Source organism: Halolamina rubra, from assembly GCF_000739555.1.
GTDB lineage: Archaea > Halobacteriota > Halobacteria > Halobacteriales > Haloferacaceae > Halolamina > Halolamina rubra.
On the sequence record NZ_BBJN01000025.1, the window covers coordinates 51123 to 64203 of the forward strand.

Annotated in this window: 13 protein-coding genes and 1 pseudogene; 9 read left to right on the plus strand and 5 right to left on the minus strand. The window is 69.3% G+C overall.

What is annotated here, in order from left to right:
- Positions 1 to 129: 129 nt before the first annotated feature.
- Positions 130 to 885, minus strand: a complete 756-nt coding sequence (locus ACP95_RS07435) for a DUF7409 domain-containing protein (RefSeq protein ID WP_049980598.1) — start codon at positions 883 to 885, stop codon at positions 130 to 132.
- A gap of 190 nt (positions 886 to 1075) precedes the next feature.
- On the opposite strand from ACP95_RS07435, the gene ACP95_RS07440 reads away from it, so the two are divergent.
- The 3 genes and pseudogenes from ACP95_RS07440 (at position 1076) to ACP95_RS07450 (ending at position 4292) form a co-directional block, all read left to right on the plus strand.
- The gene (locus ACP95_RS07440; RefSeq protein WP_049980599.1) at positions 1076 to 1939 is read left to right on the plus strand and encodes a 3-hydroxyacyl-CoA dehydrogenase family protein; all 864 of its coding nucleotides are present in this window, start codon (positions 1076 to 1078) and stop codon (positions 1937 to 1939) included.
- Between the two features lie 78 nt (positions 1940 to 2017).
- Positions 2018 to 3810 (plus strand): annotated as a pseudogene (locus ACP95_RS07445) (acyl-CoA carboxylase subunit beta).
- An 86-nt stretch (positions 3811 to 3896) separates the two neighbouring features.
- Positions 3897 to 4292 (plus strand): hypothetical protein, encoded by a 396-nt coding sequence (locus ACP95_RS07450; protein ID WP_049980600.1) that lies wholly within the window; start codon positions 3897 to 3899, stop codon positions 4290 to 4292.
- Positions 4293 to 4295: 3 nt separating this feature from the next.
- Here the strand turns inward: ACP95_RS07450 and ACP95_RS07455 are convergent, their stop codons facing one another.
- Positions 4296 to 4775 (minus strand): MaoC family dehydratase, encoded by a 480-nt coding sequence (locus ACP95_RS07455; protein WP_049980601.1) that lies wholly within the window; start codon positions 4773 to 4775, stop codon positions 4296 to 4298.
- Positions 4776 to 4981: 206 nt separating this feature from the next.
- On the opposite strand from ACP95_RS07455, the gene ACP95_RS07460 reads away from it, so the two are divergent.
- From ACP95_RS07460 to ACP95_RS07480, 5 genes are all read left to right on the plus strand, one after another.
- A complete protein-coding gene (locus ACP95_RS07460; RefSeq protein ID WP_049980602.1) occupies positions 4982 to 5689 on the plus strand; it encodes a PGF-CTERM sorting domain-containing protein in 708 nt (235 codons plus the stop codon).
- 74 nt (positions 5690 to 5763) lie between these two features.
- Entirely contained in the window at positions 5764 to 6609 is an 846-nt protein-coding gene (locus ACP95_RS07465) for an HpcH/HpaI aldolase/citrate lyase family protein (protein WP_049980603.1), read from the plus strand.
- A 67-nt stretch (positions 6610 to 6676) separates the two neighbouring features.
- Positions 6677 to 7930 carry a Glu/Leu/Phe/Val family dehydrogenase gene (locus ACP95_RS07470; protein ID WP_049980604.1) on the plus strand — a complete coding sequence of 418 codons (1254 nt, stop codon included), beginning with the start codon at positions 6677 to 6679 and terminating at the stop codon, positions 7928 to 7930.
- Positions 7931 to 8035: 105 nt separating this feature from the next.
- Complete coding sequence (ribH, locus tag ACP95_RS07475; protein WP_049980605.1) at positions 8036 to 8440, plus strand: 6,7-dimethyl-8-ribityllumazine synthase; 405 nt, start codon at positions 8036 to 8038, stop codon at positions 8438 to 8440.
- Complete coding sequence (locus ACP95_RS07480) at positions 8437 to 9594, plus strand: pyridoxal phosphate-dependent aminotransferase (protein WP_049980606.1); 1158 nt, start codon at positions 8437 to 8439, stop codon at positions 9592 to 9594. The genes ribH and ACP95_RS07480 overlap by 4 nt, the downstream gene beginning before the upstream one ends.
- Positions 9595 to 9636: 42 nt before the next feature.
- Here ACP95_RS07480 and ACP95_RS07485 read toward each other — a convergent pair whose 3' ends face one another.
- Both ACP95_RS07485 and ACP95_RS07490 read right to left on the minus strand, forming a co-directional pair.
- A complete protein-coding gene (locus tag ACP95_RS07485) occupies positions 9637 to 10614 on the minus strand; it encodes an aldo/keto reductase (protein WP_049980607.1) in 978 nt (325 codons plus the stop codon).
- Positions 10615 to 10676: 62 nt separating this feature from the next.
- Positions 10677 to 10883, minus strand: a complete 207-nt coding sequence (locus ACP95_RS07490) for a hypothetical protein (protein ID WP_049980608.1) — start codon at positions 10881 to 10883, stop codon at positions 10677 to 10679.
- 123 nt (positions 10884 to 11006) lie between these two features.
- Between ACP95_RS07490 and ACP95_RS07495 the strand changes: the two genes are divergently transcribed.
- Positions 11007 to 12524 (plus strand): cryptochrome/photolyase family protein, encoded by a 1518-nt coding sequence (locus ACP95_RS07495; protein WP_049980609.1) that lies wholly within the window; start codon positions 11007 to 11009, stop codon positions 12522 to 12524.
- 181 nt (positions 12525 to 12705) lie between these two features.
- On the opposite strand, the gene ACP95_RS07500 is transcribed toward ACP95_RS07495, so the two are convergent.
- Positions 12706 to 12990 (minus strand): DUF7545 family protein, encoded by a 285-nt coding sequence (locus tag ACP95_RS07500; protein ID WP_049980610.1) that lies wholly within the window; start codon positions 12988 to 12990, stop codon positions 12706 to 12708.
- Positions 12991 to 13081: the final 91 nt, after the last annotated feature.

A 13081-nucleotide genomic window follows, 5' to 3' on the forward strand; every position in this document is an offset into this window, starting at 1 on the left:
TACTGCCCCGCCCGACCGGTGCCCCGGAACCCGTCATCTATCTATCGGTGCTGATTCTGCGAGTATAAAGGCTTCGTCGCGTCAGACGTTGCAACGCGGTGATACGACCGAGTTGTCAGGAGAACGGCGTCAGTCGGCCTTCTCGCTGGCTTCGCGGTGCCAGCGCTGGAGTCGCCCCTCGGCGATGCCGGTCACGTCCGAGAGGAGTTCGGGGCTGGCGGTCGCGAGCGAGCGAACGGAGGTGACGCCCGCCTCCGCGAGGCGTTCGGCGTAGCTCTCGCCGACGCCCGAGATGTCGGTCAGCGGCGTCGGCTTCGAGCGCTCGACCCAGGCCGCCTCGGCCGCGAGCGGGTCGCCGCTCCCGTCGGCGCTCGCGGAGGCGTCGTCGCCCGTCGCGTCGGCGACCCACGCCGTCTCCCCGTCGACTTCGTCGTCGGCCGCGGACGGCTCGTCGGCCTCCTCGTCGGTCGCCGGTTCCTCGGACTGTTTCGACGCTTCGACCCACGCCGCCTCGTCGGCGTCGCTCTCCGCGGCGGGCGTCGGCGCCTCTCCCTCGGCCGCGTCGTCGGCCATCGGCTCCTCGCCGTGGCTGGAGGCGACCCACGCCGCCTCGTCGTCCTTCAGTCCACGGACCTGCTCGGAGCGGCGGTCCAGGTCGCCGTCGTTGTCGAACGACCACGCCAGCGAGTGGTGGCGGCGGATCTTCGCCGCAACCCCTGGGTTGACGCCAGCCTCCTGCAGCATCCGGTAGGAGACCTCCTTGTCGGCGACGTCCTGGGCGCTGAACGACGCCGCCTCGATGGCCTCGGCCGTGGCCGGGCCGACGAACTTCAGGTCGGTCGGTTCGTCGACCGACCGACGCTCCACGTCGTCGACGTCGACCATCAGATGCTCCAACAGGCGGGTCACGTTACCCCTCCCTGCGGACCAAAGATACTTCAAGGTTTGTGTGAAACGAGGTCGGAGACGCCCCCGTAGAGCGTCTGAGCGCCCTTTTCTCCCGCGATTGGAGGGGTGTCGATGCCCTCCGTCGGTTGTCGCTACGCTTACGGTCGTCCCGGGCCGAACGCCGCCCATGTACGCACTGGAAGACGTCGAGACGGTGGGCGTCGTCGGCGCCGGCACGATGGGCGCGGGCATCGCACAGGTTGCCGCGACGGCGGGGTACGACGTGGTGATGCGGGACGTCGAGCAGGCGTTCCTCGACAACGGGTTCGACACCATCGACGACTCGCTCTCGCGGCTCGTAAACCGTGACGCGCTGAGCGAGGACGAGGCCGCGGCGGCGAAAGACCGCATCACGGGCACGACCGAGCTCGACGACCTCGCGAGCGCCGAGCTCGTCGTCGAGGCCGCGCCCGAGGAGATGGAGCTCAAGCAGTCGATCTTCGCGGACCTCGACGACACGCTCGACGACGAGGCGCTGCTGGCGACCAACACGTCGACGCTGTCGATCACGACGATCGCGAGCGCGACCGAGCGCGCCGACTCGGTCGTCGGCCTCCACTTCATGAACCCCGTCCCGATCATGGACGGCGTCGAGGTCGTCACCGGCGAGCGGACAGCAGACCAAACTACCGCGCTCGCGCACGCGTTCGCGGAGGACCTCGGGAAGGAGACCTGGGAGTCCGACGACAAGCCGGGGTTCGTCACCAACCGCATCCTGATGCCCTGGATCAACGAGGGGATCCGCGCGTTCGACGAGGGCGTCGCCGAGAAGGAGGACATCGACCGCGGGATGACGTTGGGGACGAACGTCCCGATGGGCCCGCTCGAGCTCGCCGACCACATCGGCCTCGACGTCTGTCTCCACGCCAGCGAGACGCTCCACGAGGAGCTCGGCGACCGCTACACCCCGGCGTACCTGCTGAAGCGGAAGGTCGAGGCGGGCGACCTCGGGAAGAAGACCGGCCGCGGCTTCTACGAGTACGACGAGTAGCCCGACTCGGGGCGACGACGCCCCGGCGACCGATCGGGCTTCGGACCCTTTTTGCCTCGTTCGGCCGACCACCCCCGTATGCACGTGCGCATCGGCGAGGTGCGACCGACGAGGAAGCGTCGGCGGTCGCCGCGGCGCTGGCTGAACATCTCGGCGCGGAGATCGAGGTGTTGGTCGGCGACGCCGACGAACCGGCGGCGACGGCGACGCCCCCCGAGACGGAGTACCCGCTCGACGACGATCTCGGCCCGACCGAGCGCGAACGGAAGCTGCGCGAGGAGATCGAGGAGATCCTCGACGGCGGGCCCGAGAAGTACAAACAGCGCCTGCCCGAGCAGGGCAAACTGTTCGTCCGCGACCGACTCGACCTCTGGTTCGGCGAGGACGGCGACGGCGGCCCCGGCGACACCGAGCGCGAGGGCGCCGCCGACGGCGTCCAGTTCGAGGACGGGAAGTTCGCCGCCTTCGACGAGTGGCACCCCGACTCCCCGGAGGTCGAGGAGTACGACGAGGGGACCCGCCTGCCCGGCGACGGCCTGCTCACCGGCGCGGCGACGTTCGAGGGCCGCGACGTCCACTGGATGGCCAACGACTTCACCGTCAAGGCGGGGTCGATGGCCGGCCGCGGCGTCGAGAAGTTCCTCCGGATGCAGCAGCGCGCGCTCAAGTCCGGCAACCCCGTGCTCTACCTGATGGACTCCTCCGGGGGGCGGATCGACCAGCAGACCGGCTTCTTCGCCAACCGCGAGGGGATCGGGAAGTACTACTACAACCACTCGATGCTCTCGGGCTACGTCCCGCAGATCTGCGTGCTGTACGGCCCCTGTATCGCCGGCGCCGCGTACACGCCCGTGTTCGCGGACTTCACCATCATGGTCGAGGGGATGAGCGCGATGGCGATCGCCTCCCCGCGGATGGTGAAGATGGTGACCGGCGAGGAGATCGACATGCAGGATCTCGGCGGCCCCGCCGTCCACGCCAAACACTCGGGCAGCGCCGACCTCGTCGCGAAAGACGAGCGGGAGGCCCGCGAGTACGCGGCGAAGCTGATGAGCTACCTCCCCGACAAGGCCGGCGAGAAGCCGCCGCGCTCGGAGCCCGAGAACCCCACGTTCTCCCCGGAGGGGATCGACGAGGTCGTGCCGGACAACCCGAACAAGGCGTACGACGTGCACGACCTGCTCGACCGGATCTGCGACGCCGAGTCCGTGTTCGAGATGAAGCCGGAGTACGGGAAGGAGATCGTCACCGCGTTCGCCCGGATCGACGGCCGCCCCGTCGGCGTCGTCGCCAACCAGCCGAACCACCGTTCGGGTGCGATCTTCCCCGACGCCGCCGAGAAGGCCGCGGAGTTCATCTGGACCTGCGACGCCTACGAGATCCCGCTGCTCTACCTCTGTGACACGCCCGGCTTCATGGCCGGCTCGGACGTGGAGAAAGACGCCATCCTCGAGAAGGGGAAGAAGTTCATCTACGCCACCTCCTCGGCGACGGTGCCGAAACAGACGGTCGTCGTGCGGAAAGCCTACGGCGCCGGCATCTACGCGATGGGCGGCCCCGCGTACGACCCCGAGAGCGTGCTCGGCCTCCCGTCCGGCGAGATCGCGATCATGGGGCCGGAGGCGGCGATCAACGCCGTCTACGCCAACAAGCTCGACGCCATCGACGACCCCGAGGAGCGCAAACAGCGCGAGCAGGAGCTCCGCGAGGAGTACCGCCAGGACATCGACGCCCACCGCATGGCCAGCGAAGTCGTGATCGACGACGTGGTGCCGCCGTCGACGCTGCGCCAGGAGCTGGTCAACCGCTTCGCGTTCTACGAGGACGTCCAGAAGGACCTCCCCGACAAGAAACACGGCACGGTGCTGTAGAAGCCTCCTAACTGCTGTTAGCAGCCGTCTGGCGGTTGATACTCGGCGACTACTCTTCATGCGCCGGACCGACCGGTCGACCGACGATGGTCGACGACTCCCGCCCCGCGACGCCCCCACAGGAGCCACGGGTCGCGACACGCCCCCACGCGCTCGACGGACCGCTCCCGCGGCCGCAGACGCTCTGGCTGGTCGCCGTGCTCGCGATGGTCCTCGACGTGGCGCTCACCGGCCTCGGCCTCTCGATGGGGCTGGCCGAGCGCAACTGGATCGCCCGGGCGTTCATTCGGGAGTTCGGCCTGATCGGCGCGGGCGTCCTGCTCAAGGGGTTCGCACTGGCGGTCGGCTACGCGGCCTGGCGGCTCCTGCCCCTCCTGACCCGCGAGGGCGAGCGCTACCGGTATCTCGTTCCGGTCGGCGTGGCGATACCGTCGTGGGCGGCCGTCGCCGTCAACGCGGCGACGATCCTCGCGGTGGCCTAGCGCTCACTCGGCGTGCTCGCGCTTCAGGCTGAGCGCGGTGCGGTCGAACTCACAGACGAGCGTGTCGCCGTTCGGGCCGTCGCCGTCCTCGTCGACTTTCAGCGCCTCGACGTGCATCTCGACGATGCCGCGCTCGCCGTCGCTGGTCTCGCGTTTGTCGGTGACGGTCGTGCGCGCGTAGACAGTATCGCCGTGGAACACGGGGTTGGGGTGCTCGACGTTGTCGTAGGAAAGGTTGGCGACGATGGTGCCGTCGGTGGTGTCGGGGATCGTCAGCCCGACCGCCAGCGACATGGTGTAGAGGCCGTTGACCAGTCGCTCGCCGAACTGCGTGTCGCCGGCGAAGTCGGCGTCGAGGTGGAGGGGCTGCTGGTTCATCGTCATGTCGCAGAACGACTGGTTGTCCGACTCCGAGACGGTGCGGCGCTTCTCGTGTTCGATGGTCTCGCCGACCGCGAACTCCTCGTAGTAACGGCCCGTCATACCGCCCCCCTCGGCCGGTCGTCGCAAAACGCTGCCGACTCGATCCGCCGACGCGGGGATCGTGGGAAACCGACGCACGACAGTGTGGCCACGTCGGGCGGTTTCACGACACCCAGCTTATACGTGGCCCAAGCAACTATCCGTAACCATCTACTCGGTCGAAACGAACGGGTGACCCGGACGAAGGGTGACCGTTTCCTCCAACTATGAACGCAACAGTCCGAACGCTAGCGCTCGTCGCGCTCGTCGCCGTCGGCGCCTTCACGGGCGCCGCGGCGGCGGCGTCGAACGGCTCGGTGCAAGCATCGCCCACGTCGCCCGGGCAGACGTCGACGCACACGGCGACGCTGACCGCCGGCGACGACGCCGCCGGGTCGCTCAACGGGTTCGAGGTCGACTACTCCGACAGCGGCGTCGACGTGAGTAACGTCGGCACCGGCGACGTCGTCGCCGTCGGGATCGACGTGGACGACGACTCGGACGGGAAGACGGTCGACAAGAACGTCTCGGACGACCTGAGCTCGGTCGACTCGAGCAACAACGGCGAGACGGTGACGTTCACCTTCGGCGGTAGCTACGACGTCGACGCCGGCGACGAGATCGTCGTCGTGTTCGAGAACGCCCAGAACGCCGACGCGGGCGAGTACGACGTGGGCCTCGACATCAACCCGCAGAGCAGCGGCGGCGAGGGCACTGCGACGCTGAGCCTCGGCGACAACGACCGCTCCTCGACGGAGACGGCGACCGAGTGGCCCGCTGGCGACGACACGCAGACGGCGTCCACCGACGAAGGGACGACTGACGGAACCGACGACGACGAAAGCGGCGCCAGCGCCCCCGGCTTCGGCGCGGCGCTGACGGTGCTGGCGCTGGTCGGCGCGGCGTTCGTCGCGGCCCGGCGACGGGGTAGCTGACGCGACCGCCGACCCGGATTTTTCGACGGCGTCCGATCCCGACCAGTTAACTCCGCGCCGTCCGAGGCTGGCGTATGGCACGCAGAAGCCTCCTGTTCTCCCCGGGCGACCGCCCGGAGCTGATGCGCAAGGCCCCCGACGCGGGCGCGGACACCGTCTGTTTCGACCTCGAGGACGCCGTCGCCCCCGACCGGCGCGAGTCGGCGCGCGAGTCGGTCCACGAGGTACTCTCGGACCCGTCGTTCGACCCGGACTGCGAGGTGACCGTGCGCGTGAGCGTCGACGCCGCCGCGGACATCGACGCGCTGCTCGACGACGGCGCGGTCCGCCTCGACGGCGTGATGGTGCCGAAAGTCGCCGAGCCAGCCGACGTGGCGTGGATCGCCGACCTGCTGGACGAGCACGACGCCGACCCCGCGCTGCTGGCGCTGGTCGAGACCGCCCGGGGCGTGCTGCGCGCCGAGGAAATCGCCGACGCGCCCGCGACCGACGCGCTCGTCTTCGGCGCCGAGGACCTCGCGGCCGACATCGGCGCGACCCGGACCGACGAAGGGACCGAAGTGCTCCACGCCCGCGAGCAGGTCGTGCTGGCGGCGAGCGCCGCCGGCGTCGACGCCATCGACACGGTTCACACCGACTTCGAGGACGAGACCGGCCTGCGCGAGGCGACCGAGTTCGCGCTCCAGCTCGGGTTCGACGGGAAGCTCGCGATCCACCCCGCGCAGGTCCCCGTGATCAACGACGCGTTCACGCCGGCCCCCGAGCGCGTCGAGTGGGCCGAGCGCGTGCTCGAAGCGCGGGACCGGGCCGAGAGCGAGGGGCGGGCGGTGTTCAGCGTCGACGGCGAGATGATCGACGCGCCGCTGATCGCCCAGGCCGAGCGCGTGCTCGAGCGCGCCGCGGCGGGCGAGGACCGCTAATCGTTCACGAACGTCCCGTCAGGACTTCGGCAAGCTTATTCGAGCTACGGCTGAATTTCACGCCGAAATGTCTGACGAGGCCAACCCGTTCGAGAGCCTGCAGGAACAAATCGACGACGCGGCCGCCTATCTCGACGTCGACGACGACGTCATCCAGCGGCTCAAGTACCCCGAGCGGGTCCTGGAGACGAACCTCTCCGTGGACATGGACGACGGGTCGATCGAGCGGTTCAAGGCGTTCCGGTCGGAGTTCAACGGCGACCGGGGCCCATACAAGGGGGGGATCCGCTACCACCCGGGCGTCAGCCGCGACGAGGTGAAGGCGCTCTCCGGCTGGATGGTGTACAAGTGCGCCGTCGTCGACATCCCCTACGGCGGCGGGAAGGGCGGGATCGTCGTCGATCCCGCCGACTACTCCGCAGCCGAACTCGAACGGCTCACGCGCTCGTTCGCCGACGAACTCCGCCCGTTCATCGGCGAGGACAACGACATCCCGGCGCCCGACGTGAACACGGGCCAGCGGGAGATGAACTGGATCAAGGACACCTACGAGACCCTTGAGAACACAACCGAGCCCGGCGTCGTCACCGGGAAGTCGATCGAGGCCGGCGGGAGCGCGGGACGGGTCGAGGCCACGGGTCGATCGACGATGCTCACCGCCCGCGAGGCGTTCGACTACCTCGGCAAGGAGATCGAGGGCGCCTCCGTCGCCGTGCAGGGGTACGGCAACGCGGGCTGGATCGCCACCAAGCTCATCGACGAGCTCGGCGCGAACATCGTCGCCGTCTCGGACTCCTCGGGCGCGATCCACGACCCCGACGGGCTCGACCCCGTCGCAGTCAAGGAGTTCAAGCGCGAGACCGGCTCCGTCAGCGGCTACGAGGGCGTCGAGGAGCTCGGCAACGAGGAGCTGCTCACGATGGACGTGGACCTGCTGGTGCCCGCGGCGCTCGAGAACGCCATCGACGGCGATCTCGCCGCGGACGTGCAGGCCGACGTGATCGTCGAGGCCGCGAACGGGCCGCTCACGCCCGACGCCGACGACGTGCTGACCGAGAAGGACGTCCACGTGTTCCCGGACATCCTCGCCAACGCCGGCGGCGTCACCGTCTCATACTTCGAGTGGGTCCAGAACCGCCAGCGCTTCTACTGGAGCGAGGAGCGCGTCAACGAGGAGCTCGAGGTCATCATCACCGACGCGTTCGACACGCTCACCGACGCCTACGAGGCGTTCGACGTGCCGAACTTCCGCACCGCCGCCTACGTCGTCGCGATCCAGCGCGTCGTCGACGCGTTCACCGACAACGGCAACTGGCCCTGATCTCGGCAACCTGACGCCCCCGTTTCTCGCCGTCGCCCCGTCCGGAAGCGCCCCACGCGTCGCCCGCTTCGGTAGTTCTTTCTTCGCCCACGGCCAGGTGTGGGTATGGTGAATCTCGGACTCGTGGTGGCGGAGTTCAACGCCTCCGTCACCGACCAGATGGCGGCAGCGGCCGAAGACGCCGCCGAACGTCGGGGCGTCGGGATCGAGGAGACCGTCCGCGTGCCGGGCGTGTACGACAGCCCGCTCGCGGCCGACCGGCTCGCGCGCCGGGAAGCGATCGACGCCGTCGCCGTCGTCGGCGCCGTCGTCACCGGCGACACCGACCACGACCAGGTGATCAGCGACGCGACCGCGGAGTCGCTGCAGTCCGTGGGGCTGGACCGTGACACGCCGGTGACCTTCGGCGTCACCGGCCCGGGCCAGAGCGGTGCCGAGGCCCACGAGCGCGTCGACAAGGGGGCGGCGGCCGTCGACGCCGCCGTCGACATGGTGGAGGTGCTCCCATGAGCGACCACCAGTGGGAGTTCGCCGAGCGCGTCGGCCGCGTCGAGCCGTCGGCGACCGTCGCCGTCAGCAACAAAGCCAGCGCGCTCGAGGAGGAGGGCGTCGACGTGGTCGACCTCTCGGTGGGCGAGCCGGACTTCCCCACGCCCGAACGCGTCCGCGAGGCGGGCCGCGAAGCCATCGCCGACGGCCACACGGGCTACACCTCCTCGAACGGGATCCGGGAGCTCCGGGAGGCGATCTCGACGGACCTGAAGGCGAAGAACGTCCCCGCAGAGCCCGACAACGTCGTCGTCACCCCCGGCGCGAAGCAGGCGCTGTTCGAGACGGTCCAGGCGCTGATCGACGAGGGCGACGAGGTGATCCTGCTCGATCCGGCGTGGGTCTCCTACGAGGCGATGGTGAAACTCGCCGGCGGCGAGCTCACGCGGGTCGACCTGGGCGAGCACGAGTTCGAACTCGAGCCAGCGCTCGACGACCTGGCCGCCGCGATGTCCGACGAGACGGCGCTGCTGCTGGTGAACTCCCCCTCGAACCCCACGGGGGCGGTGTTCTCCGACGAGGCGCTCGCGGGCGTCCGGGACCTGGCGGTCGAACACGACGTGACGGTCGTCGCCGACGAGATCTACGACCGGATCACCTACGACGCCAAGCCGACCTCGCTGGCCTCCTTCGACGGGATGGCCGACCGGACGGTGACCGTCAACGGGTTCTCGAAGTCCTACGCGATGACGGGCTGGCGGCTGGGCTACCTCGCCGCACCCGAACCCCTCGTCGACCAGGTGTCGAAGATCCACAGCCACTCGGTCACCTGCGCGGCCAACTTCGTCCAGCGCGCGGGCGTCGAGGCGCTGCGCAGCGTCGAGAGCGACGTGGCGACGATGGTGAAAGCGTTCGAACAGCGCCGCGACCTCGTGGTCGACCTGCTCGCGGACCACGGCAAGTCGATCCCGGAGCCCCAGGGCGCGTTCTACGCGATGATCCCGACCGACGACGACGACGTGGCCTGGACCGACGCCGCCATCGAGGACGCCCACGTCGCCACCGTCCCCGGGAGCGCGTTCAACGCGCCGGGGTACGCCCGTATCTCCTACGCCGCCAGCGAGGAACGGCTGAAAGAAGGGTTCGAGCGACTGGCCGCGGAAGGGCTCCTGTAGTCGGTCGTCCCGCCGCAGTCGGTCGAAACGCGTTTCTACAGCCTACTCGTGCCCGGAGACCGCGACCGGCTGGTACGGCTCCTCCAGGTACTCGATCTCCGAGGGACTGAGCGACACCGAGAGCGCCTCGACCGCATCTTCGAGGTGTTCGACGCTCGTGGTGCCGACGATCGGTGCGTCGACGGCGTCCTTGTGCAGCAGCCAGGCCAGCGCGATCTGGGCCATCTTCAGGCCCTTCTCGGCGGCGAGTTCCGCGACGCGCTCGTTCACCTCGCGGCCGCCGTTCTCGAGGTAGGGGTGCCGGGCGGCGTCGGACTCGCTCTGGCCGCGGGTCGTGGCTTCGAGTTCCTCGTGGGGGCGCGCGAGGAACCCGCGAGCCAGCGGCGACCACGGGACGACGCCGACGTTCTCCCGATCACAAAGCGGCAGCATCTCGCGCTCCTCCTCGCGGTAGAGGAGGTTGTAGTGGTTCTGCATCGTCGCGTAGCGCTCCAGTCCCTCGCGGTCGCTGGTGTGGAGCGCGTCGGCGAACTGGTGGGCCCACATCGACGACGCGCCGACGTGGCGGGCCTTCCCGCGACGGACGGCGTCGTCGAGTGCGCGCATCGTCGTCTCGATGGGGGTGTCGTAGTCCCAGCGGTGTGTCTGGTAGAGGTCGATCGTGTCCATCCCGAGCCGGTCGAGTGAGGCGTCGAGCTCCTGTTCGATCGCCTTCCGGGAGAGGCCGCCGGAGTTGGGGTCGTCCTCGCGCATCTGGAAGTACCCCTTCGTCGCGACCACCATCTCGTCGCGGTCGTACTCGCCGAGGGCGTCGCCGAGGATGCGCTCGGACTCGCCCCCGGAGTACATGTTCGCGGTGTCGAAGAAGTTGATCCCCAGTTCGACCGCGCGGTCCACGAGTTCCTTGCCGTCCTCCTCGCCCAGCACCCAGTCGCGCCACTCCGGGTCGCCGAAGCTCATGCAGCCGAGCGCGATGCGGGAGACCTCGATGCCGGTGTCGCCGAGCGTGGTATACTCCATGGGAACCGATCGCACTGTATCGGCAAAAAGCCACGCACGCCGGCGAATCCGCGACGGTTCGGTCAGTCCCGGAAGCTCGCGGTGTAGACGAGGAAGGCGCCGGTGATCAGGACGAAGGCGAGGAACGTGACGAGCGCGAGCACGACGACCAGCGGTTCGAGCACGCCCAGGTACGCCTCGCCGGCGGGCGTCGTCGACAGCGCGATCGCCGCCAGCAGCGCGGCGATCAGCCCGAGCAGCCAGTCGCGGAGGAGGTTCTCGTACTCCATGCTCTGCCGGTCGACTGGCAGCCTATAAACTCCACCGGCCGTCGCCGGTCGAACTTTAGGCACCACGCCCCAGACGGGCCGTATGGAACGACGCCGGCGACTACCGGGGTATCCGTCAGGCCGATGACGCTGTGGCTGCTCGGCACGCAGCTCGACCGCGCTGGGGACTACCTCGACGACCACGACCGAGTCCTCCTGATCGAGGCGTCCGCGTTCGCCGATCGGCGGCCGTACCACCCCCACAAGCTGACGCTCGTGTTCGCCGCGATGCGGCAGTTCCGCGACGACCTCCGGGAGCGCGGGCTGACCGTCGACTACCGGCAGGTCGAGCGGTTCGGTGACGGGCTCGACGCCCACTTCGACGCACATCCCGGGGACGAGCTGACGGTCCCCCGGCCCGCCGCCCACGGCGCGGCAAGTCGGCTGCGGGAGCTAGTCGCGGATCGCGGTGGCACCCTCAGTTTCGTCCGGAACCCGACGTTCCTGCTCACGCCGAGCGAGTTCGACGAGTGGGCGGCGTGCCGGACCACGAACGACCCGGACACCTACCGCCTCGAAGGGTTCTACCGCTGGATGCGCCGCGAGACGGGCGTGTTGATGGACGGCGAGGAGCCGGCCGGCGGCGAGTGGAACTTCGACGAGGAGAACCGCGAGACGCCGCCGGAGGGGTGGGAGCCGCCCGAGCCGCCGAGGTTCGAGCCCGACGAGACCACTCGCGAAGTCGCGTCGTGGGTCGACACCGCGTTCGACACGTTCGTCGATGCGGACGAGGCAGCCCCGTTCCGGTGGCCGGTCACGCGGGAGGCGGCGCTGTCGGCGCTGGAGACGTTCGTCGACGCGCGGTTCGCCGAGTTCGGGGCGTACCAGGACGCGATGGTCGAAGGGGAGTGGGCGATGAGCCACTCGCTGCTCTCGGCGTCGATCAACCTCGGTCTGCTCCGTCCGATGGAGGTGATCGAGCGGGCCGAGCGCGCCTACGAGGCGGGGGAGGCGCCGATCAACAGCGTCGAGGGGTTCGTCCGACAGCTGCTGGGGTGGCGGGAGTTCGTGCGCCACGTCTACCGGCGCTCGATGCCGGGGATGGCCGACGCGAACCAGCTCGACCAGACCGCGGAACTGCCGCCGGCCTACTGGACGGGCGACACCGACATGACCTGCCTCTCCGAAGCGGTGGGCCACGTCCGGGAGCACGGCTACGCCCACCACATCGAGCGCCTGATGGTGCTCGCGAACTTCGCCCTCGTCTACGGCGCCGAGCCGGGGGAACTGAACGAATGGTTCCACGAGGGGTTCGTCGACGCCTTCCACTGGGTGACGACGCCGAACGTCGTCGGGATGGGCTCGTTCGCGACCGACGCGCTCTCCTCGAAGCCCTACGCCTCGTCAGGGAGCTACGTCAACCGGATGAGCGACTACTGCTCGTCGTGTCCGTACGCCGTCTCGCGGGACACGGGCGAGGGGGCGTGTCCGTTCAACAGTCTCTACTGGACGTTCCTCCGGGAGCACGAGGAGCGCCTCCGCGGGACGGGCCGGATGGGGCTGATGTACTCCCACGTCGACGACAAGGACGCCGCGGAGTGGGACGCGCTCGAGGAGCGCGCGGCGCGAGTCCGGGAGTTGGCGCGCCAGGGAGAGCTCTGACCCCGGATCGGTAGCGAACAGGCGACTCGACGGTACCACGGGCCGGTGAGTCGCGCTCCCGCCGTGTTCGACCCGTGGCGGCTCTCACCGCACGGAGACGGTGGTCGCGCTATCGGTCATAAACGCTCGCCTGCGCTGGGGCTATCGAGCGGGGAAAACGGCGTGAGAAGCGACGCGCCCGTTAGTGCTGGTGGCCCATCGCTTCGGACAGCGAGATGCCGAAGCGGTCCTCGAACAGCTCCTCGAGCGTGTCGTTGGCGTCCTCGATCTCGTCGGCCACGCCGCCCTCGGCGTGGTGGACGCGGGCGTGGGCCTGCTGGGCGAACGCCTGCAGCACGATGTCGGCGATGATCTGGGCGTCCGGCTCGTCGCCGTCACGCATCAGCTCCAGCATGACGGGCGGCAGCTCGACGGTGTCGGTTTCGCCTTCCGGGCCTTCGATGGTGAACGTCTCCGTATCAGCCATACCCCAGAGTCGTGGGTCGGACGTAAGATTCTGTGGGTCTCGGTTCGAGAAGGATCCGGTCGAACGGCTCAGTCCTCGCCGGCTGCTCGCC